Source organism: Streptomyces sp. NBC_01176, from assembly GCF_045039825.1.
In the GTDB taxonomy this organism is placed as follows: domain Bacteria; phylum Actinomycetota; class Actinomycetes; order Streptomycetales; family Streptomycetaceae; genus Streptomyces.
Window position 1 is genome coordinate 6,170,970 of sequence record NZ_CP108600.1, and the last position, 23,153, is coordinate 6,194,122.

Genomic DNA, 23,153 nt, shown 5'->3' on the forward strand with positions numbered 1-23,153 from the left:
CCGCCCCGTCGCCGGTCGGTTCAGCCGGTGAACCCGGCCACGTTCTGCGCCGTGACCACCTTCACCGGCACCATCACGGTCTTCTCGACCTTCTTGCCCTCGGCGGACTTCAGCGCGTTCTCCACCGCGATCCGGCCGAGCTCCGTCGGCTGCTGGGCCACGGAGGCGTACAGCGTGCCGTTCTTGACCGCCTTCAGCCCGTCGGGGGTGCCGTCGAAGCCGATGACCGAGACCGACTTGCCGGCCTTGGAACCGAGCGCCTTGATCGCGCCGAGCGCCATCTCGTCGTTCTCGGCGAAGACACCCTGGACGTCGGGGTGCGCCTGGAGCAGGTTCGTCATCACGTCGAGGCCCTTGGTGCGGTCGAAGTCCGCGGGCTGCCGGGCGACGACCTTGATGCCGGGGTAGGCCTTCAGGCCCTCGGCGAATCCCGCGCCCCGCTCACGGCTCGCGGACGTGCCCGCCAGACCCTGAAGGATCACGATCTTGCCCTTGCCGCCCAGCTTCTCGGCCAGCGCCCTGGCGCCCAGCTTGCCGCCCGCGATGTTGTCGGAGGCGACGAGCGCGGCCGTGTTCGCCTTGTTCACGCCCCGGTCGACACCGATGACGGGGATGTCGGCCTTGTTCGCCGAGCGGACCGCCGGGCCCGCGGCGTCCGAGTCCACCGGGTTGACGATGATCGAACCGAGGCCCGAACTGGTGAAGTTCTGCAACTGGTTGGCCTGCTGGGAGGCGTCGTTCTGCGCGTCGGTGACCGTCAGGTGCACACCGAGCTTCTTCGCCTCCTGCTGCGCGCCCGCCTTGATCTGGACGAAGAAGGGGTTGTTCAGCGTGGAGAGGGACAGGCCCACCTTCTTCGACGCCGTCGAGGAGGAGTCGGTGTGCAGGAAGGACATCGCGCCGACGATCGCCGCCGCGACCACGGCCGCGATGATGTACGTCGCGGCCTGCTTGCCCCGGTTGCCCGGTGTACCGGCTCCCGCGGGCGCCGGGGTCGCCCCGGCCTTGCGCCGCACCGTGTCGAGCAGCACCGCGAGCGCGATCACGACACCGATGACGACCTGCTGCCAGAAGGCGGACACGGACAGCAGGTTGAGGCCGTTGCGCAGCACCGCGAGGATCAGCGCGCCGATCAGCGTGCCGGACGCCTTGCCGGTGCCGCCCGCGAGCGAGGCACCGCCGATGACGACCGCGGCGATCGCGTCCAACTCGTAGCCCTGCGCGGCCTGCGGCTGCGCGGAGGAGAGCCGGGAGGCGAGCACGATGCCCGCGGCGGCCGCGAACAGACCCGACAGGGCGTAGATCGCGAGCTTCTGCTTCTTCACCCGCAGGCCGGAGAGACGGGCCGCCTCCTCGTTGCCGCCGATGGCGTACATGGAGCGGCCGATGTACGTACGGCCGAGGATCACGGCCGTGATCAGGCCCATGACGACCATGACCAGGACCGGGACGGGCAGCCAGCCGCCGAGGGTGTCACCGAGGTGCGAGACCGAGGAGGGGAAGGCGATCGGGCTGCCCTGCGAGATCACCAGGGACAGGCCGCGGCCCACCGAGAGCATGGCGAGCGTCGCGATGAACGGCGGCAGTTTCCCGTACGAGATGAGCACGCCGTTGACCAGGCCGGCGGCGATGCCGGTGGCGACCGCGAGGATCACCGCGATCCAGACCGGGACGCCCTCCGAGGTCGCCGTCCAGGCGAGCACGGTGGCGGAGAGCGCGGCGACCGAGCCGACCGACAGGTCGATGCCCGCCGAGACGATGACGAAGGTCACGCCGAAGGCGAGGATGGCGGTCACGGCCGCCTGGACGCCGATGTTGAGCAGGTTGTCCGTCGTCAGGAAGTCGCCGGACAGTGCCGACATCGCGATGACGAGGGCGATGAGCGCGGTGAGCGCTCCGTTGTCGAGCAGGAGGCGGCGGACCGCCGAGGCGCCACTCGCGCCCGATGTGCTCTTGAGCGTGTCAGTGGCCACGGGAGCCCTCCACAGCGGTTTCGGAGTTGGTGGTCGGTGTGCTGACGGCGAGTGCCATCACGGAGTCCTGCGTGGCTTCGGCCGCGGACAGTTCGCCCGCGATCCGGCCCTGGGCCATCACCAGCACCCGATCGCTCATGCCGAGCACCTCGGGCAGATCGCTGGAGATCATCAGGACGGCCGCGCCCGCGGCCGTCAGTTCGTTGACGAGCTGGTAGATCTCGACCTTGGCGCCGACGTCGATGCCGCGGGTCGGCTCGTCGAGGATGAGCACCTTGGTGTCGGCCAGCAGCCACTTGCCGATGACGACCTTCTGCTGGTTGCCGCCGGACAGGGTGCGTACGTGCTGGCCGAGGCCCGCCATCCGGACGCCGAGTTGCTCGGCGATCCGCGCGGCGGCCACCCGCTGACCCCTGAGGTCGACGAGTCCGCCGTGGGTGGCGGCCCGCATGGTGACCAGGCCGAGGTTCTCCTCCACGGAGGCGTCGAGGAGAAGCCCCTGGCCCTTGCGGTCCTCGGGGACGAGCCCGATGCCGGCCCGCATCGCCGCGTTCACGTCGTGCCGGCGCAGCTCGGCGCCGGCGACCTTCACGGCGCCCTTGTCGTAGGGGTCGGCGCCGAAGACCGCGCGGACCACCTCCGTACGGCCTGCGCCCACGAGCCCGGCGATGCCGACGACCTCGCCGGCCCGCACCTCGAAGCTCACGTCGCGGAAGACGCCGTCCCGGGTCAGCCCCTCGACGGTCAGCAACGCGGTGCCGGCACCGGTTCCGGCCTCGGTCCCGGCCTCGGGGCGCTCGCGCGGATACTGCTGTTCGATCGACCGGCCCACCATGAGGCGGACGAGTTCGTCCTCGGGCGTGGTCGCGGGCACCTGGCCGACGCTCTTGCCGTCGCGGATGACCGTGACCCGGTCCCCCAGGGCCGCGATCTCCTCCAGGTGGTGGGTGATGAAGACGATGCCGACCCCGTCCTCGCGCAGCTGGCGCACGATGACGAAGAGTTTTTCGACCTCTTCGGAGGTGAGCACCGCGGTCGGCTCGTCCATGATCAGGACGCGCGCGTTCAGGCTCAGCGCCTTCGCGATCTCGACCATCTGGAGGCGCGCGATGCCGAGTTCACGCACCCGCGCGCGCGGCGACACGTTCACGCCGACCCGTTCGAGCAGTGCGGCGGCCTCGGTCTCCATCGTGCCGCGGTCGATCAGACCGTAGCGGCGCGGCTGCCGTCCCAGGAAGATGTTCTCGGCGACCGTCAGATCGGGAACGAGGTTGAACTCCTGGTAGATGGTCGCGATCCCGAGGCGCTCGGAGTCCTGCGCGCCGTGGATGCGCACCTCCTCGCCGTCCACGAGGACGCGCCCGGAGTCGGGCTGATAGGCGCCGGAGAGCATCTTGATCAGCGTGCTCTTGCCGGCGCCGTTCTCGCCGAGCAGCACGTGCACCTCGCCGCGGCGCAGATCGAAGTCCACGCTGTCCAGCGCGACCACGCCGGGGAAGGTCTTGCGAATGCCCTCGATGCGCAGCAACTCGTCCTGGTTGCTCACGACTGGCTCCTTTGTACGGGGGACTGCTGTGCGGGGGTCGTCTCTGGTGGGGTCGGTTGGGTGGGGGGCGGTTGTACGGGGGTCGTCCGCACCGGGGGCGGCTCGCCGCACGAGCGGCGGACGACGAGACGGGCGGGGAGGGTGACGGACTGCGGTGGGCGCCCCTCGATCCGGTCGACGAGCGCGCGTACGGCGGCCCGTCCCAGCTCGCCGGTCGGCTGGGCGATCGCGGTGATCGGGGGATCGGTGTGCACGAACCACGGGATGTCGTCGAAGGCGGCGAGCGCGATGTCCTCGGGCACCCGCAGCCCCCGTGCCCGGACGGCGTCCAGCGCGCCGAGCGCCATCAGGTTGTCGGCGGCGAACACGACCTCGGGCGGTTCGGCCAGGTCCAGGAACCGTTCAGTGGCGTGGCGCCCGCTCTCGGCCTGGAAGTCGCCCTGTCCGATGTAGGCGTCCGGCAGGGCGATGCCGTGGGCGGCGAGCGCGTCCCGGAAAGCCGCCACGCGCTCACTGCCGGTGGTGGTCGCCGCCGGGCCCGCGATGATGGCGAGCCGGCGGTGCCCGAGACCGTGCAGATGGGCCACGAGGTCACGTACGGCCGTGCGTCCGTCCGCCCGTACGACGGGCACGTCCACGCCGGCGATCCAGCGGTCCACGAAGACCATCGGGGTGCCCGCGCGCGCCGCGTCCAGCATCCCGGGGGAGCCGCCGTCGGTGGGGGAGACCAGCAGCCCGTCGATGCGCCGGTCCAGCAGGGTCCGTACGTGGTGGTCCTCGATCTCGGGCCGCTCGTCGGCGTTGCCGATGATCACGCTGTAGCCGAGGGCGCGGGCCTCCTCCTCGACGGAGCGGGCCAATTCGGTGAAGTACGGGTTGAGCACGTCGCTGATGACCAGGCCGAGGGTGCGCGTCTGGTCGGTGCGCAGCGAACGGGCGACGGCGTTCGGGCGGTAGCCCAGGTTCGACACGGCCGTCAGCACTCGGGTGCGTGCGTCCGGGCTGACCGACGGGTGGTCGTTCAGCACACGGGAGACCGTGGCGACGGACACACCCGCCTCCGCGGCGACATCCTTGATGCTCGCCATGACCGCCCCACCTCCTCGTGGAATCGATTACACGGAGGATTGGAATCGATTACACGGCTTTCCGGCAAGGGTCCAAAGGCCTTCTGAGACCGGATCGTGATGAACGTGATCCGGGTCCCACCGGCGTCGCGGGAGGGTCGGCGGGACGGCCGGCGGCACCCGTGGGCGGGCTCCGGAGGGGTTCCCCGCTCGCCGGGCCTCTCGGGCGGCGGCGGGGCGAGGATCACGCCGCGGCCAGCTCGCACCACACGTACTTGCCCCGATTGCCGAACCTGGACAACGGCTGCCAGCCCCACAGGTCCGAGCACGCCTGCACCAGCGCCAACCCCCGCCCCTCCTCCCGTTCGGCGAACCGGTCCAGCGACCGTGGCGGCTCCGGCGGTTCGGGGTTGGCGTCCCACGCTCCGAGCCGCAGGGTGCCCGGCGGCGCCCAGCGCACCCGCAGGGCGGCCGGTCCCTTCGTGTGCCGTACGGCGTTGGAGACCAGCTCGCTGGCGAGCAGCTCGGCGACATCGACCAGGCGGATCAGGCCGTGGGCGGTGAGGATCAGCCGGAGGGTGCGGCGGCTGACGGTGACCGCGCGGAGGTCGTTGGGGATGGTGAGGGTGTACTCCCATGCTTCGGGCATGCGTCATCAACTCCGGTGACTGTGGGGGAAATGCACGCACGGTGGCATTGCTGCATCCGTCATGGCAGGACGGAGCGGTGCGCTTCCGCTGCGTGTGTGTTGCGTCACCGACGGTACGGCTAACAATTAATCCGGGGCAAGTCGATCGCGTAATCTGCCCCTCGAACGAGTCGCATCAGCAAGCGTGTTGAACCGAGGAGCGAGATGGTCCTGAGGCGCGAACCGACAGCGCGTCAGATGCGCCTGGCCACCGAACTGCGCAGGCTCCGCGAGGCAGCGGGACTCAGCGCCACCGAGGCGGCTGCCCTGCTCGGTACGAGTCGCGTCCAGATCAGCCAGATCGAAGCAGGGCTCGTGGGTGTGAGCGAGCAGCGACTGCGCCGCTTCGCCTCGCACTATGCCTGTACCGATGAGGAGCTCATCGACGCTCTGGTGGCGATGGCCATCGACCGCACGCGGGGTTGGTGGGAGGAGTACCGGGGCCTGCTCCCCACGTCATTCCTGGACCTGTCCGAGTTGGAGCACCACGCCCGGTTTCAGCGCCACGTGGCCATCCTGTACGTACCGGGACTGTTGCAGACGGAGGACTACTCCCGTGCGGTCTTCTCGTCCCGGCTGCCCGAACTCACCAGCGACGAGATCGAGGTGCGCATCCAGCACCGAAAGGCGCGTCAGCAGGTCACCATCCCGTATGAGGCCGTGATCCACGAGGCGGCGCTTCGGATCAGAGTCGGCGACCGTGCCACCTCAAGGGCCCAACTGACCCGACTGGTTGAGTTCTCCGAGGCCGACCACGTCACCGTGCGCGTCATCCCCTTGGACCTGGACGGCTTCGCCGGAGCCTCGGGCACGATGACGTACGTGGGCGGCCCGCTGCCCAGGCTGGACACAGTGGTCCGCGACGCGCTGCACGGTTCGGCCTTCCTCGATTCCGAAGCCCAGCTCGACACATATCGAACGAGCTTCCGTAAGGTGGAGGGCGCGTCACTCGACCCCGGACAGTCGCGCGAGTTCATCCACCGGCTGACGAAAGAGCTATGAGGAACCACATGGACAACTGGCGGAAGTCGTCCTACTCGGGCCCGGGAGACGGCAACGAGTGCGTGGAGATCGCGACCACGGACACCGACGTGGCCGTCCGCGACTCCAAGACCCCCGCCCGGGCCACCCTCACCTTCCCCACCCCCACCTTCACCGCCTTCCTCGAATCCCTGAAGCAGGTACCCGGGGGGCCCGCCCGGCGGCGGTGAGCGGTCGGGGGTGTCCCCTCGACGGCGCCCCTGGGCAGGGTCCCCCCTGTCGGTCCCCACCGGTACCGTCGGATCATGGCTCACCAGGCGGGGACTCCCACAGGCGAACGGCACCAGGCCGTCCTCGAAGGCGTGCTGGAGCGGATCACCTACGCGAACGAGGAGAGCGGCTACACGGTCGCCCGTGTCGACACCGGCAGGGGCGCCGGGGACCTGTTGACCGTCGTCGGCGCGCTGCTCGGCGCGCAGGTCGGCGAGTCGCTCCGGATGGAGGGCCGCTGGGGCTCCCACCCGCAGTACGGCAAGCAGTTCACGGTGGAGAACTACACGACGGTCCTCCCGGCCACCGTCCAGGGCATCCGCCGCTACCTCGGCTCCGGCCTGGTCAAGGGCATCGGCCCGATCTTCGCCGACCGCATCACGCAGCACTTCGGGCTGGACACGCTCCGGATCATCGAGGAGGAGCCGAAGCGGCTCATCGAGGTCCCCGGCCTCGGGCCCAAGCGGACGAAGAAGATCGCCGACGCCTGGGAGGAGCAGAAGGCGATCAAGGAGGTCATGCTCTTCCTCCAGAGCGTCGAGGTGTCGACGTCGATCGCCGTCCGCATCTACAAGAAGTACGGCGACGCGTCGATCTCGGTGGTCAGGAACCAGCCCTACCGCCTGGCCGCCGACGTCTGGGGCATCGGCTTCCTCACCGCCGACAGGATCGCCCAGTCCGTCGGCATTCCGCACGACAGCCCCGAGCGCGTCAAGGCGGGCCTCCAGTACGCCCTTTCGCAGTCCACCGACCAGGGGCACTGCTATCTCCCGGAGGAGCGGCTGATCGCGGACGCGGTGAAGCTCCTCCAGGTGGACCCGGGCCTGGTCATCGAGTGCCTGGCCGAACTCGCGGCACCCCCGGAGGACGACGCGGACCCCGGCGTCGTACGCGAGAAGGTGCCCGGTCCCGACGGTGGCGAGCCGGTGACGGCGGTCTACCTGGTGCCCTTCCACCGCGCCGAACTCTCCCTCTCCGCACAGCTGCTGCGGCTGCTGCGCGCCGACGAGGACCGGATGCCCGGATTCCGGGACGTGGCCTGGGACAAGGCGCTGACCTGGCTCAAGGGGCGTACGGGCGCCGAGTTGGCGCCCGAGCAGGAGGAGGCCGTACGGCTGGCGCTGACCAGGAAGGTCGCCGTGCTCACCGGAGGCCCCGGCTGCGGGAAGTCGTTCACGGTCCGCTCGATCGTCGAACTGGCGCGCGCCAGGCGGGCGAAGGTGGTCCTCGCCGCGCCCACGGGCCGCGCGGCCAAGCGGCTCGCCGAGCTGACGGGCGCCGAGGCCTCGACGGTGCACCGGCTGCTGGAGCTGAAGCCCGGCGGGGACGCGGCGTACGACAAGGACCGGCCGCTGGACGCCGACCTGGTGGTCGTGGACGAGGCCTCCATGCTCGACCTGCTGCTCGCCAACAAGCTGGCCAAGGCGGTGCCGCCGGGCGCTCACCTCCTGTTCGTGGGAGACGTCGACCAACTCCCCAGCGTGGGCGCGGGCGAGGTCCTGCGGGACCTGCTCGCCGAGGGCGGCCCCGTCCCGTCGGTCCGCCTGACCCGGATCTTCCGCCAGGCCCAGCAGTCCGGGGTGGTGACGAACGCGCACCGGATCAACTCCGGGCAGCACCCGGTCACCGACGGACTGAAGGACTTCTTCCTCTTCGTCGAGGACGACACCGAGGAGACCGGGCGGCTCACGGTGGACGTGGTGGCGCGGCGGATTCCGGCCAAGTTCGGGCTGGACCCGCGCCGGGACGTGCAGGTGCTGGCGCCGATGCACCGGGGGCCGGCCGGCGCGGGCACCCTCAACGGCCTGCTCCAGCAGGCGATCACGCCCGCGCGTCCCGAGCTCGCCGAGAAGCGCTTCGGGGGCCGGGTCTTCCGCGTCGGCGACAAGGTCACCCAGATCCGCAACAACTACGAGAAGGGCCAGAACGGTGTCTTCAACGGCACCGTGGGCGTCGTGACCTCGCTCGACCCGGTCGAACAGCGTCTGACGGTGCTGACGGACGAGGACGAGGAGGTTCCGTACGACTTCGACGAACTGGACGAGCTAGCCCACGCGTACGCGGTGACGATCCACCGTTCCCAGGGCAGCGAGTACCCCGCGGTGGTGATCCCGGTCACCACGGGGGCCTGGATGATGCTCCAGCGCAACCTCCTCTACACGGCGGTCACCCGCGCCAAGAAGCTGGTCGTCCTCGTCGGCTCCCGCAAGGCGATCGGCCAGGCCGTCCGCACGGTGTCGGCCGGCAGGCGCGGTACGGCCCTGGCCTTCCGTCTCGCGGGCCGCCCCCTGTCCCACGTGCCCGCGCCGGAACCGGCCCACCGGCCCTGACCGGCCCTGACCGGTTCCGGCCGGTCCCCGGGCACGGCCCCGTCCGGACCGCTCGGCCGGGTCTCCCAAAAAAATGATCGATCAAAGGAGTCGTAAAGGTCACACACCACTTCCGGAACCAGGGCGAAGGGGGGCAGGATGAGCAGGTTGGCGGCACTGAGTGCCGCCGATAGGCCCAATGGTCGACCCCGAGTGCACTCTCCAGGGCCAAATGGGGGATGGTAGAGACAGTCAGGGCACCTCGAAGAAGAGGCACAACGTCGGTGAGGGATGACGTGAGCGACAACTCTGTAGTACTGCGGTACGGCGATGGCGAGTACACCTACCCGGTGATCGACAGCAGCGTCGGCGACAAGGGCTTCGACATCGGGAAGCTCCGCGCCCAGACCGGGCTGGTGACGCTGGACAGCGGGTACGGCAACACCGCCGCCTACAAATCCGCGATCACCTATCTCGACGGTGAGCAGGGCATCCTCCGGTACCGCGGCTACCCGATCGAGCAGCTGGCCGAGCGCTCCACCTTCCTGGAGGTGGCCTCGCTGCTGATCAACGGCGAACTGCCGAACGTGGACGAGCTCTCCACCTTCAAGAACGAGATCACGCAGCACACCCTGCTGCACGAGGACGTCAAGCGCTTCTTCCAGGGCTTCCCGCGCGACGCCCACCCGATGGCGATGCTGTCGTCGGTGGTCAGCGCCCTGTCGACGTTCTACCAGGACAGCCACAACCCGTTCGACGAGAAGCAGCGTCACCTCTCGACGATCCGCCTGCTCGCCAAGCTTCCGACGATCGCGGCGTACGCCTACAAGAAGTCGATCGGCCACCCCTTCGTCTACCCGCGCAACGACCTCGGGTACGTCGAGAACTTCCTGCGCATGACCTTCTCGGTCCCCGCCCAGGAGTACGAGCTCGACCCGGTCGTCGTCTCCGCGCTCGACAAGCTGCTCATCCTGCACGCGGACCACGAGCAGAACTGTTCGACCTCCACCGTGCGTCTGGTGGGCTCCTCGCAGGCGAACATGTTCGCCTCGATCTCCGCCGGCATCTCCGCCCTCTGGGGCCCGCTGCACGGTGGCGCCAACCAGTCGGTGCTGGAGATGCTCGAGGGCATCCAGGCCTCCGGCGGCGACGTCGACTCCTTCATCCGCAAGGTGAAGAACAAGGAGGACGGCGTCCGCCTGATGGGCTTCGGGCACCGCGTCTACAAGAACTTCGACCCCCGGGCGAAGATCATCAAGGCGGCCGCGCACGATGTCCTCTCGGCGCTCGGCAAGTCCGACGAGCTGCTGGACATCGCGCTCAAGCTGGAGGAGCACGCGCTCTCCGACGACTACTTCGTCTCGCGCAGCCTCTACCCGAACGTGGACTTCTACACGGGCCTGATCTACCGCGCCATGGGCTTCCCGACCGAGATGTTCACGGTCCTGTTCGCCCTCGGCCGCCTTCCGGGCTGGATCGCCCAGTGGCACGAGATGATCAAGGAGCCCGGCTCCCGCATCGGCCGCCCGCGTCAGATCTACACGGGTGTCGTCGAGCGCGACTTCGTGCCGGTCGAGGCTCGCTGATCATCTTCGTGCGGGCATAGCCGTACGAAGAGTTCACAACCGAGCAAGCCGAGCAAAACGGAAAGCGCCCTGCTACCGGTCCCCCCACGGGCCGGCAGTCAGGGCGCTTTCCTTGTCCCGGTGCGGATTCCCCCCACGGGATCCGGCCGGGCGTCTGTGGACAGCGCCTGAATCGCTGCGAGCAAAACGAGCAGAACTCTTCGTGCTACCGCGCGCTCCCGCGCGCGCTCCGGTGCGATCTGCCGGGACCCGTACCGACGGGAGGGCCGCTCAAAGCTCCCCGGTGTACGTGCCCCGGCAACGCAGTTCCGGGAACGTCCCCCAAGACATCCCCAGATGTCAGAAACGCCCCCCAAGACGTCCCTGGCATCGCCAACTTAGACTCACGAACCCCTTCGCTGGTTACGTTCACATCACTGTGATCTGTGTCTCTTGCGTATGTCCTGAAGATACGCAAGAGCCCCGATACGGGAATCGGGGGCCAAGCGTAAGGAAGATGCGCGAGCCTTGTGAAGAGCTTATGTGAGGCTCCCGTTGGACTCTAGGGGGACTCTTACTCCGTCGTCATGAGAATGTCCTGAGTCGAAGGCTGTTCGTCACCACGAACACGGACGAGAAGGCCATCGCGGCCCCCGCGATCATGGGGTTGAGGAGTCCGGCCGCGGCGAGCGGCAGCGCCGCCACGTTGTAGGCGAAGGCCCAGACCAGGTTCCCCCTGATCGTGGACAGCGTCCGGCGGGACAGCCGGATCGCGTCCGCCGCCACCCGGAGGTCCCCGCGCACCAGCGTCAGATCGCTCGCCTCGATCGCCGCGTCCGTGCCCGTGCCCATCGCGAGGCCGAGGTCGGCGGTGGCGAGCGCCGCCGCGTCGTTCACCCCGTCGCCGACCATCGCCACGGTCCGTCCCTCGCCCTGCAGCCGCCTGACGACGTCGACCTTGTCCTGCGGCAGCACCTCGGCGACCACGTCACCGGGGTCGATGCCCACGGCGCGCGCCACCGACTCCGCGACCGCCCGGTTGTCGCCGGTCAGCAGTACGGGGGTGAGTCCCAGGGCGCGCAGCTCGCGCACGGCCTGCGCGCTGGTCTCCTTGACCGTGTCGGCGACGGTCAGGACGCCGAGCGCCACCCCGTCCCGGGTGACCACGACGGCCGTCCGCCCGTCCGCCTCGGCCCCGGCCTTCGCCCGGGCCAGCTCCTCCGGGAGCGGTCCCTGATCGAGCCGCCCCACGCGGACGTCATGGCCCTCCACGCGCCCGCGCACGCCCAGCCCGGGGGCGCTCTCGAAGTCCTGTACCGCGGGAAGGGCTCCAGCCCGCTCCTGGGCGCCCGCGGCGATCGCCCGGGCCACCGGATGCTCGGAGGCGTGTTCCAGGGCGCCTGCGAGCCGCAGGAGCTCCTTCTCGTCGCCGTCCGCGGTGACGTACACCTCGCGCAGTGTCATCCGCCCCGTCGTCACCGTGCCGGTCTTGTCCAGGACGACGGTGTCGACACGGCGGGTGGACTCCAGCACCTCGGGTCCGCGGATGAGGATGCCGAGCTGGGCGCCGCGGCCGGTACCGACCATCAGGGCGGTCGGGGTGGCCAGGCCGAGCGCGCACGGGCAGGCGATGATCAGCACGGCGACGGCCGCGGTGAAGGCGGCGGCCGTGTCGCCCGTGACGCCGAGCCAGACCGCGAAGGTGCCGAGCGCGATCAGCAGCACCACCGGTACGAAGACGCCGGAGATCCGGTCGGCGAGCCGCTGCACCTCGGCCTTGCCGTTCTGCGCGTCCTCGACGAGCCGTGCCATCCGCGCGAGCTGGGTGTCCGCTCCGACCCGGGTCGCCTCGACGACGAGCCGGCCCCCGGCGTTCACGGTCGCGCCCGTCACCGCCGAGCCCACCGTGACGTCGACCGGCACCGACTCGCCCGTCAGCATGGAGGCGTCGACCGCGGAGGCGCCCTCGACGACGGTGCCGTCCGTGGCGATCTTCTCGCCGGGCCGTACGACGAAACGGTCGCCGGCCGTGAGCCGCTCGACGGGGACGCGCACCTCGCGGCCGTCCCGCAGCACCGCCACGTCCCTGGCGCCCAGTTCCATCAGCGCCCGCAGCGCCGCCCCCGCCCGCCGCTTGGAACGGGCCTCCAGATAGCGGCCGAGCAGGATGAACGCGACGACCCCGGCGGCGACCTCCAGATAGATCGTCGACGAGCCGTCCGTGCGCGAGACGGTGAGGTCGAAGCCGTGCCGCATGCCGGGCATTCCCGCGTCCCCTCCGAAGAGCGCCCACAGGGACCAGCCGAACGCGGCGAGCGTGCCGACCGAGACGAGCGTGTCCATGGTGGCCGCGCCGTGCCGCGCGTTGGTGAACGCGGCCCGGTGGAACGGCAGCGCTCCCCAGACGACGACGGGCGCGGCGAGCGTCAGCGAGAGCCACTGCCAGTTGTCGAACTGGAGCGCGGGGACCATCGACATCAGGACGACGGGGAGCGCGAGCAGGGCGGAGACGACGAGCCGCTCGCGCAGGGAGGCGAGTTCGGGGTCCTCGGCGGCGGTGGCGGCCGGTTCCGGCGTGGCGGTCGGCGGCGGCGGGGGTTCCTCGGCCGTGTATCCCGTCTTCACGACGGTGGCGATCAGGTCGGCGACCTGTACCCCCACCGGGTACACGACCTTCGCCTTCTCCGTCGCGTAGTTCACCGTGGCGGTGACGCCGTCCATGCGGTTGAGCTTCTTCTCGACGCGGGCCGCGCAGGAGGCACAGGTCATGCCGCCGATCATGAGTTCGACTTCGGCGGTGACGGCGGTCGGCGAGGCGGTCGGGGGCGTCTCGGTTATGGGTGACTCGGGTGCTGCGGTGGTCATGGTCCGGCTCCAGGGAATGAGCCGGGCCGCACGGAGCCAGTATCAGCTGGTCGGTACGGCCCGGTGTGGAGAGCTAGGCGGAACTGGGGTGCGACGCGGAGGGCGGCCGGCTCAGGCCTTGGTGACGAGCTCGAAGCCCGCCTCGTCGACCGCGGCGCGCACGGCCGCCTCGTCCAGCGGCGCGACGGAGACCACGGTGACCTCGCCCGTCGCGGCCACGGCCTGGACCGAGCTGACGCCGGGGATCCCGGAGATCTCGCCGGAGACGGAGCCCTCGCAGTGCCCGCAGCTCATGCCGCTCACCTGGTAGACGGCCGTGATGGAACCCTGGGTGTCGGTCTGCGCGGTCATGGCGTGCTCCTCGTCGAGGCGTGTGCGGGGTCGCGGGGTGGGCGGAATGTCGGAGGCGGGTCGGTCGGGGGCGGGTCGCGGCGTGGTGCCTGTGGGTCTAAAGGGGTCCTGAGATTCCAGGGTTCCCTTCGATGCTCACCAGACTATACCCCTAGGGGGTATTTCTCCAAGCAGGGTCGGGGTGGGCGCGGGTCGGTGCGGGGAGTGGGGGCGCGTCTCGGGTCGTGCGGGATGTCGGACCGATTTGTCCGAACCTTATGGCAGAGAACCTGCTACGCCGCAGTTCTGCGTGTCCGCGCGGTTTACGGGCGGGACCCGGCGGCCAGGTGGGCGCGACCCGGCGGCCGGGTGGCGCGCGCGGGCCGACCCGGTCGCGGATGCGCGGGAGGGCGGGACCCGGGTCAGGGCCGGGTGGCGAAGGTGTCGGGGGCGAGTGCCTTGCCGTCGGCCAGTGGTTCGACGTAGCGGAACAGGACGTTCTTCAGCTCCTGGACGTACGCCGCGCGCTCGGCCCCCTCGTGGGCGAGGATCAGTTCGAGCCCCGCCTTGTAGATGCCCACGCACACCTGCGCCGTGCGGGTGACGCCGGCGGCGGGCGCGTCGGGCAGGAACGCGGAGAGCAGGCCCTCGACCCGCGAGACCAGGGTCAGGTGCAGCGCGTCGTGCTCCTCGGCGATCCGGCCCGGGATGTCGGGGCCGTGCATCAGCGCGAAGAAGACGGGGTGCTCGCAGTTGAAGGCGACGAAGCGGTCGACGGCGGCGCCGACGGCCTCCTCCAGCGTGGTCGTGGGGGTGACCGGGCCGAGCGCCTCGCCGTAGGTGGCCCGCATCTCGTGCATGAGCCGGTCGCCCAGTTCGATCGCGATGGCTTCCTTGTTCGGGAAGAACTGGTACAGCGTGCCCGGCGAGACGCCCGCCTCCCGGGCGATCGCGTTGGTGCTGGCGGCGGTGTAGCCGGTGGTGCAGAAGACGGAGGCCGCGGCCTCCAGCAGCTGGGCGATCCGTCGTTCGCCGCGGGCCTGTCGCCGGCGGGGCCGCTCGTCGTCGGCGGTCCGGTCGCCGGGGGTCCGCTCGGCGGCGGGCCGCACGTCGGCGGTCCGCTCGTCGGCGGTACGCCGCTTCTCGGGCTTGTCGGGCACGAGTTATCCCCAACTCTCCGGACGTGTTTGACAAACGCGAGCGGTCGCTCGCATTCTGGTGAAACGCGAGCGATCTCTCGTGTTTGCCGATTCTGTGGCAATGACAGACCCATGCTGCCTGAGCGCACGGACGGCCGCGGACGCACGGACACAGGGTCACGGTGAAGGGGACACCGCGCGATGACCGAAGTCAACAGCGCAGATCAGGACCGGGGCAGGGGCGCGGGGCGCGAGAGGGGCGCGCGAGGCGGGGACGGTACGGACGGTGCTCCACCGACGGGTGAGTCCGCGCTCGCGGGCCACCGTCCCGGGCCGGGCGACAGCCCCCGGCCGGGCGACAGCGCGCGGACGGACGGCGGTCCACGGGTGGGGGGTTGGACCCGGTTCGTGACCGCGCGGCCCCGGCTGTCCCTGCTCGTCGCGCTGGTGCTCACCGCCCTCGCGGTGGTCGCCGGCAGCGGGGTCGCCGACCGGCTGGGCAGCGGCGGCTGGCAGGACCCGACCGCCGAGTCGACGTACGCGACGAAGGCGCTGGAGCGCGAGTTCCCCGCCTCCCAGCCCAATCTGCTGCTCCTGGTCAACTCGGGGCGCGCCACGGTCGACGCTCCCGCGGTGGCGGCCGAGGCGAAGCGGCTGGCGGCACGGCTCGCCACCGAGCGGGGTGTCACGGGAGTCGGTTCGTACTGGGCGTCGGGAACCCCGGCGCTGCGCGCCGAGGACGGCCACGAGGCACTGATCGCCGCACGGATCACGGGCGACGAGAAGACGGCGAGCGAGACCCTGGACCGTCTCGCCCCCTCCTACCGCGGCACGCACGGCCCGGTCGAGATCAAGGTCGGCGGCCCCGTCGCCGTGCAGCACGAGATGCAGACCACCATCCGGGAGGACCTGACCCGGGCCGAGTTCATCGCCCTGCCGGTGACCCTCGTGCTGCTGGTGATGGTCTTCGGCAGCGCGGTCGCGGCCCTGCTGCCGCTGGGAGTCGGCATCGTCGCGATCCTGGGCACGAACGCCGTGCTGCGCGGTCTCACGGAGTTCACCGACGTCTCGGTCTTCGCGATGAACCTCACGACGGCCCTCGGGCTCGGCCTCGCGATCGACTACGCCCTGTTCATCGTCCGCCGGTTCCGCGAGGAACTGGCGACCGGTGCCGAACCGGTGACCGCTGTCGGCACCACCCTGCGCACGGCGGGCCGCACGGTCCTCTTCTCCTCCCTCACGGTCGCCGTGTCGCTCGCCGCGATGCTGCTCTTCCCGCAGTACTTCCTGCGGTCCTTCGCCTACGCGGGCATCGCGGTGGTGCTGCTGGCCGCGGCGGCCGCCCTGATCCTGCTCCCGGCGGCTCTGGTGCTGCTCGGCCACCGGGTCAACTCCCTCGACCTGCGGCGCCTGTTCCGGCGCGGCGAGCCGCGCACGTCCGGCGACGGCGCGGCCTGGGGACGCATGGCCTCCCTCGTCATGCGCAGGGCGCCGCTCTTCGCGGTGGCCACCACCGTCGGGCTGATCGTCCTCGGACTGCCCTTCCTGGGCGTGAAGTTCGGCACCGCGGACGACCGGCAGCTGCCCTCGGGCGCAGCGTCCCACGTCGTCCAGCAGCACATCCGGGACGGTTTCCCGGGCAGCCCCGGCGGCGGGCTGGAGATCCTCGCGGAGGGCCCGGCCACCGAGGAGCAGTACGCGTCCTACAAGAGCCGTATCGCGTCCCTCCCCGAGGCGCTGCGGGTGGACGGGCCCCTGGTGAAGGGCGACACCGCGTACTTCACGGTGCAGCCGAAGGGCGAGGCCGTCGGTGACGGGGCCCAGCACCTGGTGCGTGAACTGCGCGCGACGGAAGCCCCGTTCGGCACGGCGGTGACCGGCACGGCGGCGGTCCTGGTCGACTCCAAGCGCGCGATAGCCGACCGGCTCCCCTGGGCGGCGGCGTTCATCGCGATCGTCACGCTGCTGCTGGTCTTCCTGCTCACGGGCAGTGTGCTGATCCCGGTCCAGGCGGTGCTGCTCAACGCGCTCAGTCTGACGGCGATGTTCGGCGCGGTGGTCTGGGTCTTCCAGGACGGCCACCTCTCCGGCCCGCTCGGCTTCACCAGCCCGGGATCGATCGAGACGACCCTCCCGGTGCTGATGTTCTGCGTCGCCTTCGGACTGTCCATGGACTACGGCGTCTTCCTCCTCTCCCGCATGAAGGAGGAGTACGACCGCACGGGCGACCACCGGGAGTCGGTCCGCTTCGGCCTCCAGCGCACCGGCGGACTGATCACCGCCGCCGCGGTCATCCTGGCGGTGGTCATGGTCGCGATCGGCACCTCGCGCGTGACCAACACCAAGATGCTCGGCCTGGGCATCGCGCTCGCCGTCCTGATGGACGCGATGGTCGTGCGCAGTCTGCTCGTCCCGGCGGTCATGCGCCTCACCGGGCGCGCGACCTGGTGGGCGCCCGCGCCACTGCGCCGCTTCCACGACCGGTTCGGGCTCAGCGAGGACGAGACACGGGAGCCGGCGGCCACGCAGGGCGAGGAACCCGGCAGCCCGAGCGAGCAGACGGACGACCGGGACCGGGACAGGGTCGAGGTGCGCGGCTAGCGTTCACCCCGGAAGGTGATCTTCGGGCGGAGGGCGGGTCATATGCGGGCAGTGGTGTTCGAGCGGTACGGGGAGCCGGCCGGGGTCCGTGAGGTGGCGGACCCGGTGCCCGCCGACCACGGGGTGGTGGTGCGGGTCGAGGCCACCGGGCTGTGCCGCAGCGACTGGCACGGCTGGATGGGGCACGACCCGGACATCACCCTGCCCCATGTGCCGGGGCACGAACTCGCCGGAGTCGTCGAGGCGGTGGGCTCGCGGGTGGCGGGCTGGAGGGCCGGCGACCGGGTCACCGTCCCGTTCGTCTGCGCCTGCGGGAGCTGCCCCTCCTGCGCGGCGGGCGACCAGCAGGTGTGCGAGCGGCAGACCCAGCCGGGATTCACGCACTGGGGCTCGTTCGCGCAGTACGTGGCGCTGGAGCACGCCGAGGTGAATCTGGTGGCGGTGCCGGACGAGATGTCCTTCTCGACGGCGGCGGCGCTGGGCTGCCGGTTCGCCACGGCGTTCCGCGCGGTGGCCGCGCAGGGCAGGGTGGCCGCGGGGGAGTGGGTCGCGGTGCACGGCTGCGGGGGTGTGGGCCTGTCGGCGGTGATGATCGCGGCGGCGGCCGGGGCACGGGTCGTGGCGGTCGACGTCTCGCCCCGGGCGCTGGAGCTGGCCCGGACGTTCGGTGCGGTGGAGACCGTGGACGCCGCGCGGGCCGGGGACACGGCGGAGGCCGTGCGCGAACTGACCGGTGGCGGCGCCCACCTCTCCCTCGACGCGCTGGGCTCCCCGGTCACCTGCGCGGCCTCGGTGAACGGGCTGCGCCGCCGGGGGCGTCACGTCCAGGTCGGTCTGCTGCCCGAGGATCCCGCCGTTCCGATGGCCCGGGTGATCGGCCTCGAACTGGAACTGCTGGGCAGCCACGGCATGCAGGCGCACGCCTACCCGCGGATGCTGGAGCTGGTGCGCGCGGGTGTCCTCCGGCCCGACCTCCTGGTCACCTCCACCCTGCCGCTGGACGGAGCACCGGCCGCGCTGGCCGCGATGGGGACGGCGCCCGGGACCGGAGTGACGGTCATCGAGCCGTGGAGGTGAGCGGGCCCGTCGCGGGGTGACCGCGACGGACGGCCCACCCCCCCCGCCCGGATCAGGGGCCGTGCGGAGCGGGGGAGAGGAGCGGGGTTCGTGTGTCCCGCCCCCACCCGGTGGACGCCGGGCGGGGCGGGGCGGGACAGGCCGGGGCAGGGGACGGGACGACACGGACCCGCGCAGTGGACGGGACGGCACGGACCGGCGCAGTGGACGGGACGACACGGACCGGGCCGGGACGGGGGCAGGGGTGGGGCGGGGACCGCGGGCCGGCCTGCGCGGTCGGTCGGTCGGTCGGTCAGTCGGATCTGCGGCCGCGGTTTCCCGGGCGGGAGGCGACCCACGCGCGGACGGTGTCCGCGTACCAGTAGGGCTTCCCGCCCTCCACATGGTCAGGAGGGGGCAGCAGCCCGTGTTTGCGATACGACCGCACGGTGTCCGGCTGCACCTTGATGTGCGCCGCGATCTCCTTGTACGACCAGAGCCTTCGGTCGGTCATGAGTGGCACCTCCCTGCGCGCGCCGCGGCGGCGGCCGGGGGCGGCCGTCGGGGGAGCCGGGCGCTGCGCTGGTGATCACAAAGCCTGTGCCCGGTGAACGACACAGCGTGAGAGCAGGGCAGTGCTTGTCGACCGGGTGTGACGCAAGACCCGCGTACACGGGACATGTGTGACAGGAAGGTGGCATTTGTGACACAGGTGACGCAATGGGAGGGAGCGTCGCGAGGGTGCGGGCCGGACGGGCTCCGCGGCCGGTGCCACGGGGCTTCCGCTGCCGGGTGCCACGCCGGCCTCGGCCGGAAGTGCCTCGCGGTCCCCTCGTCCCCCGTCTCGGCCCCCGCGGCCCCAGGGCACGCCTGCGCCTCCGCGGCCCCGGCCCCCCACCCCGACCACGGGCGCCGCGGGCCCCGCCCACCCCGACTACGAGCCCCGACTACGAGCCCCGTTTATGAGCTGCGTCCACGAGCTCCGTCTACGAGCCCCGCGGAGTCCCGGAGGCCGTCAGGCCCCGCACGAGCGCAGGAACGCCCGGGTCCGCTGGGCGATCGGCAGCGGCTTGTCCGGCGGGCAGGGGTACATGTCCTGCTCGACGATCGCGAAAAGGTCGACGTCGAGCTTCTGCGCGGCGGCGAGCACCGGCTCCAGCGCCGGTACGCCGGACGGCGGCTCGCACATCACGCCCCGCGCGACGGCGGGCCCGAACGGCACCTCGTTCGCCCGCACCTCGGCCAGGATCGCGGGATCCACCTGCTTGAGGTGCAGGTACCCGATGCGCTCCCCGTACGTCTCGATGAGCTTGACGCTGTCGCCGCCGCAGTAGGCGTAGTGCCCGGTGTCGAGGCACAGCGACACCAGCGACGAATCGGTCGCGTCGAGGAAACGGGTGACGTTCTCCTCGCTGTCGATGTGCGTGTCGGCATGCGGGTGGACGACGATCCGCAGCCCGTAGCGCTCGCGCACCTCGTGGGCGAGCCGCTCGGTCTGGGAGGTCAGGTCGCGCCACTGCGCGGGCGTGAGGGTGCTGTCCTCCAGTACCTCGCCCGTCTTGTCGTCCCGCCAGAAGGCCGGGATCACGACGAGGTTCTCGGCGCCCATCGCCTGGGTGAGCGCAGCGATGTCGGAGACGTGCGCCCAGGTGGCGTCCCACACCTCCGGCCCGCGGTGCAGCCCGGTGAAGACGGTGCCGGCCGACACGGTGAGCCCGCGCCGCGCGGTCTCCTCCCCGAGGACGGCCGGGTCGGTCGGCAGATAGCCGTACGGGCCCAGTTCGATCCACTCGTATCCGGACTGGGAGACCTCGTCGAGGAAGCGCTGCCAGGGGACCTGTTGCGGGTCGTCGGGGAACCACACGCCCCAGGAGTCCGGAGCCGAACCGATCCGGATGCGGGACAGTGAGGACTGGGGTGATGTCTGCGGTGACAACGACGTCATGGGCGTCAGCTTCCGACGGCCCCGGTGAGGTGTCAAGGCCTGGTCCGAATGTCTGGACAAACCGTTGACAGGGCGTCCCGAGCGGGGCTAGACCTTGGGGAGGCCGAAGCGAAGGGAACTCGATGGCGTACGACCTGATCACCATGGGACGGATCGGTGTGGACCTGTATCCGTTGCAGACGGGGGTCCCGCTGGCGAGGGTGTCGTCCTTCGGGAAGTTCCTCGGCGGCTCCGCGACGAACGTCGCGGTGGCGGCGGCCCGGCTGGGGCGGAACACGGCGGTGATCACACGCACGGGCGACGATCCCTTCGGCACGTACCTCCACGAGGCCCTGCGCGACTTCGGCGTGGACGACCGCTGGGTCACCCCGGTCGCCGGGCTGCCGACACCGGTCACGTTCTGCGAGGTCTTCCCGCCGGACGACTTCCCCCTGTACTTCTACCGGCAGCCCAAGGCACCGGACCTGGAGCTCGACGCCCACGACCTCGACCTGGGCGCCGTCCGCGAGGCGCGCATCTTCTGGATGACGGGCACCGGCCTGAGCGAGGAGCCCAGCCGCACGGCGACACTCACCGCGCTCGCCCACCGCGCCAGGTCCGGTACGACGGTCTTCGACCTCGACTGGCGGCCCATGTTCTGGAAGGACCCGGAATCCGCCCGGCCCTTCTACGCCGAGGCCCTGCGCCACACCACCGTGGCCGTCGGCAACCTCGACGAGGTCGAGATCGCCACCGGCGCGCGCGAACCGCACGCGGCCGCCCGCGCCCTCCTCGACGCCGGTGTCGAACTCGCCGTGGTCAAGCAGGGACCCAAGGGCGTCCTGGCCGTCCACCGCGACGGCACGTCCGCCGAGGTCCCGCCCCTTCCGGTGACGGTCCTCAACGGCCTCGGCGCCGGTGACGCCTTCGGCGGCTCCCTCTGTCACGGCCTGCTGTCCGGCTGGGACCTGGAGCGGATCATGCGGCACGCGAACGCCGCGGGGGCCATCGTCGCCTCGCGGCTGGAGTGCTCCTCGGCGATGCCGACTCCCGAAGAGGTCGAGGACGCGCTCGTGGCGGGAGCGGTCCGATGAGGGCGGGACGCGTGGGCCACGAGGGCCCCCTGGACGTCGACGTCTCCGCGCTCGTCCAACTGCGCGCCCGCCACCCCGAGGCCATCGCCGAGGCCGCCGCGCGCCGCACGCGCCGGCCCCTCCTCGACGACACGGGGCGGCTGATGATCGTCGCCGCGGACCACCCGGCCCGCGGGGCGCTCGCCGTCGGCGACCGCAAGTTCGCCATGGCGAGCCGCGCCGACCTGCTGGAGCGGCTCTGCCTCGCTCTCTCCCGCCCCGGCGTCGACGGCGTGCTCGCCACCGCGGACATCCTCGACGACCTGCTGCTGCTCGGCGCCCTGGATCACAAGGTGGTCCTCGGCTCGATGAACCGCGGCGGCCTGGCGGGCGCCTCCTTCGAGCTGGACGACCGCTTCACGGGCCACCGCCCGCGGGACATCGAGCGGCTCGGTTTCGACGCGGGCAAGCTGCTGCTGCGCATCGACTACGACGACCCGGGCTCCCTGCGCACCCTGGAGTCCACCGCCCGCGCGATAGACGAGATGGCGGAGCGTCAACTCCCGGTCTTCGTGGAACCGTTCCTTTCCCGTCGCCGTGCGGACGGCAAACTGGTCAACGATCTGAGCGCCGACGCCGTGATCAAGTCCATCGCCATCGCCAGTGGCCTGGGCGGCAGCTCGGCGTACACCTGGCTGAAGGTCCCCGTCACCGAGAACCCGGACGACATGGCCCGGGTCATGGAGACCTCCACCCTGCCCGCCGTGCTGCTCGGCGGCGACGTCGGAGAGGACCAGGAGGGCGCGTACGAGAAGTGGCGCGGCGCGCTCCAGCTCCCCACCGTGCAGGGCCTGGTCGTCGGCCGCTCGCTGCTGTACCCGGCCGACGGTGATGTGACCGCCGCGGTGGACACCGCCGTAGGACTGTTGTGAGGATCCGATGACGAGCAACGACCTGTACGTCCCCAAGGGCGCCACCGCCGGAGGGCTGTACGCCGTCGACATCGACCCCGAGCGGGCCGGCTGGACCCACAGCAGCCTGCGCGTGGTGGAGCTGGAGCCCGGCGGCACGCACATCTTCACCACCGGTGACAGCGAGTGGATCGTGCTTCCGCTGAACGGCGCCTGTACGGTGCGCACAGAGGACGAAGAGTTCCAAATCCTGGGTCGGGAAAGCGTGTTCGCGGGGGTCACCGACTTCGCGTACGTGCCCCGAGACGCCCGGGCACAGATCGCCTCCGGCGCGGGAGGCCGCTTCGCCCTGGCAGGAGCGAAGTGCGAGCGCCGACTCCCCGCCCGCTACGGCCCCGCGCCGGAGGTTCCCGTCGAAGACCGCGGCAGCGGCAGCTTCGCCCGTCAGGTGCGCAACTTCGCCTCCGCCGACGCCTTCGACTGCGACAAGCTCATCGCCGTCGAGGTCATCACCCCCGGCGGCCACTGGTCCTCGTATCCGCCGCACAAGCACGACGAGCACCGGCCGGGCGAGGAGAGCGAGCTCGAGGAGATCTACTACTTCGAGATCGACGGCCCGAACGGATTCGGCTATCAGCGCGTATTCCCTTCGCGTGAGGGCGGAACCGACGTCCTCGCCGAGGTCCGCACCGGCGACGCCGTGCTCGTCCCCGACGGATGGCACGGGCCGTCCATCGCCCACCCCGGCCACACGATGTACTACCTGAATGTGATGGCCGGACCGGGCGAGGAGAGGGAATGGCGGATCTGCTTCCACCCGGGACACGTAGAAAGCACAGAGGGCTACCGATGACA

Annotated in this window: 18 protein-coding genes; 9 read left to right on the forward strand and 9 right to left on the reverse strand. The window is 71.0% G+C overall.

Going from position 1 to position 23,153, the window contains the following annotated elements; all coding sequences use genetic code 11:
• Positions 1-20: 20 nt before the first annotated feature.
• The 4 genes from OG199_RS26645 to OG199_RS26660 form a co-directional block, all read right to left on the reverse strand.
• The gene (locus OG199_RS26645) at positions 21-1,973 is read right to left on the reverse strand and encodes a substrate-binding domain-containing protein (RefSeq protein WP_405831605.1); all 1,953 of its coding nucleotides are present in this window, start codon (positions 1,971-1,973) and stop codon (positions 21-23) included.
• Positions 1,963-3,519, reverse strand: coding sequence for a sugar ABC transporter ATP-binding protein (locus tag OG199_RS26650; RefSeq protein ID WP_356798840.1), 1,557 nt, complete (start codon positions 3,517-3,519; stop codon positions 1,963-1,965). Before OG199_RS26650 ends, OG199_RS26645 begins: the two co-directional genes overlap by 11 nt.
• Positions 3,516-4,607: a LacI family DNA-binding transcriptional regulator gene (locus OG199_RS26655; protein WP_405831607.1), complete on the reverse strand. Its 1,092-nt coding sequence runs from the start codon at positions 4,605-4,607 to the stop codon at positions 3,516-3,518. Before OG199_RS26655 ends, OG199_RS26650 begins: the two co-directional genes overlap by 4 nt.
• A 223-nt stretch (positions 4,608-4,830) precedes the next feature.
• Positions 4,831-5,235 carry an ATP-binding protein gene (locus OG199_RS26660; RefSeq protein WP_356798844.1) on the reverse strand — a complete coding sequence of 135 codons (405 nt, stop codon included), beginning with the start codon at positions 5,233-5,235 and terminating at the stop codon, positions 4,831-4,833.
• Between the two features lie 204 nt (positions 5,236-5,439).
• On the opposite strand from OG199_RS26660, the gene OG199_RS26665 reads away from it, so the two are divergent.
• From OG199_RS26665 to OG199_RS26680, 4 genes are all read left to right on the forward strand, one after another.
• Positions 5,440-6,276 carry a helix-turn-helix domain-containing protein gene (locus tag OG199_RS26665; protein WP_401804003.1) on the forward strand — a complete coding sequence of 279 codons (837 nt, stop codon included), beginning with the start codon at positions 5,440-5,442 and terminating at the stop codon, positions 6,274-6,276.
• Between the two features lie 8 nt (positions 6,277-6,284).
• The gene (locus OG199_RS26670; RefSeq protein ID WP_401804001.1) at positions 6,285-6,485 is read left to right on the forward strand and encodes a DUF397 domain-containing protein; all 201 of its coding nucleotides are present in this window, start codon (positions 6,285-6,287) and stop codon (positions 6,483-6,485) included.
• Positions 6,486-6,560: 75 nt separating this feature from the next.
• Entirely contained in the window at positions 6,561-8,855 is a 2,295-nt protein-coding gene (locus OG199_RS26675) for an ATP-dependent RecD-like DNA helicase (protein ID WP_405831609.1), read from the forward strand.
• Between the two features lie 275 nt (positions 8,856-9,130).
• A complete protein-coding gene (locus tag OG199_RS26680; RefSeq protein ID WP_168528218.1) occupies positions 9,131-10,420 on the forward strand; it encodes a citrate synthase in 1,290 nt (429 codons plus the stop codon).
• Between the two features lie 564 nt (positions 10,421-10,984).
• Here the strand turns inward: OG199_RS26680 and OG199_RS26685 are convergent.
• The 3 genes from OG199_RS26685 to OG199_RS26695 all read right to left on the reverse strand — a co-directional run bounded on the left by OG199_RS26685 (position 10,985) and on the right by OG199_RS26695 (position 14,703).
• Positions 10,985-13,180: a heavy metal translocating P-type ATPase gene (locus OG199_RS26685; protein ID WP_405834675.1), complete on the reverse strand. Its 2,196-nt coding sequence runs from the start codon at positions 13,178-13,180 to the stop codon at positions 10,985-10,987.
• 195 nt (positions 13,181-13,375) lie between these two features.
• Positions 13,376-13,615 (reverse strand): heavy-metal-associated domain-containing protein, encoded by a 240-nt coding sequence (locus OG199_RS26690; RefSeq protein ID WP_356798851.1) that lies wholly within the window; start codon positions 13,613-13,615, stop codon positions 13,376-13,378.
• Positions 13,616-14,016: 401 nt separating this feature from the next.
• Complete coding sequence (locus OG199_RS26695) at positions 14,017-14,703, reverse strand: TetR family transcriptional regulator (RefSeq protein ID WP_356798907.1); 687 nt, start codon at positions 14,701-14,703, stop codon at positions 14,017-14,019.
• Between the two features lie 231 nt (positions 14,704-14,934).
• On the opposite strand from OG199_RS26695, the gene OG199_RS26700 reads away from it, so the two are divergent.
• A complete protein-coding gene (locus OG199_RS26700; protein ID WP_405831611.1) occupies positions 14,935-17,334 on the forward strand; it encodes an MMPL family transporter in 2,400 nt (799 codons plus the stop codon).
• A gap of 42 nt (positions 17,335-17,376) precedes the next feature.
• Complete coding sequence (locus tag OG199_RS26705) at positions 17,377-18,411, forward strand: zinc-dependent alcohol dehydrogenase family protein (RefSeq protein ID WP_356798855.1); 1,035 nt, start codon at positions 17,377-17,379, stop codon at positions 18,409-18,411.
• 292 nt (positions 18,412-18,703) lie between these two features.
• Here the strand turns inward: OG199_RS26705 and OG199_RS26710 are convergent, their stop codons facing one another.
• Entirely contained in the window at positions 18,704-18,904 is a 201-nt protein-coding gene (locus OG199_RS26710; RefSeq protein WP_266699298.1) for an AlpA family transcriptional regulator, read from the reverse strand.
• A gap of 501 nt (positions 18,905-19,405) precedes the next feature.
• Positions 19,406-20,335: a sugar phosphate isomerase/epimerase gene (locus OG199_RS26715; protein ID WP_356798857.1), complete on the reverse strand. Its 930-nt coding sequence runs from the start codon at positions 20,333-20,335 to the stop codon at positions 19,406-19,408.
• Positions 20,336-20,457: 122 nt separating this feature from the next.
• Here OG199_RS26715 and iolC point away from each other — a divergent pair, with 122 nt between their 5' ends.
• The 3 genes from iolC to iolB are packed head-to-tail and all read left to right on the forward strand — an operon-like array spanning position 20,458 to position 23,151.
• A complete protein-coding gene (iolC, locus tag OG199_RS26720; protein ID WP_401803987.1) occupies positions 20,458-21,408 on the forward strand; it encodes a 5-dehydro-2-deoxygluconokinase in 951 nt (316 codons plus the stop codon).
• Positions 21,405-22,319, forward strand: a complete 915-nt coding sequence (locus tag OG199_RS26725; protein WP_405831613.1) for a deoxyribose-phosphate aldolase — start codon at positions 21,405-21,407, stop codon at positions 22,317-22,319. The genes iolC and OG199_RS26725 overlap by 4 nt, the downstream gene beginning before the upstream one ends.
• Before the next feature lie 7 nt (positions 22,320-22,326).
• Positions 22,327-23,151, forward strand: coding sequence for a 5-deoxy-glucuronate isomerase (gene iolB / locus OG199_RS26730; protein WP_356798863.1), 825 nt, complete (start codon positions 22,327-22,329; stop codon positions 23,149-23,151).
• Positions 23,152-23,153 lie beyond the last annotated feature (2 nt).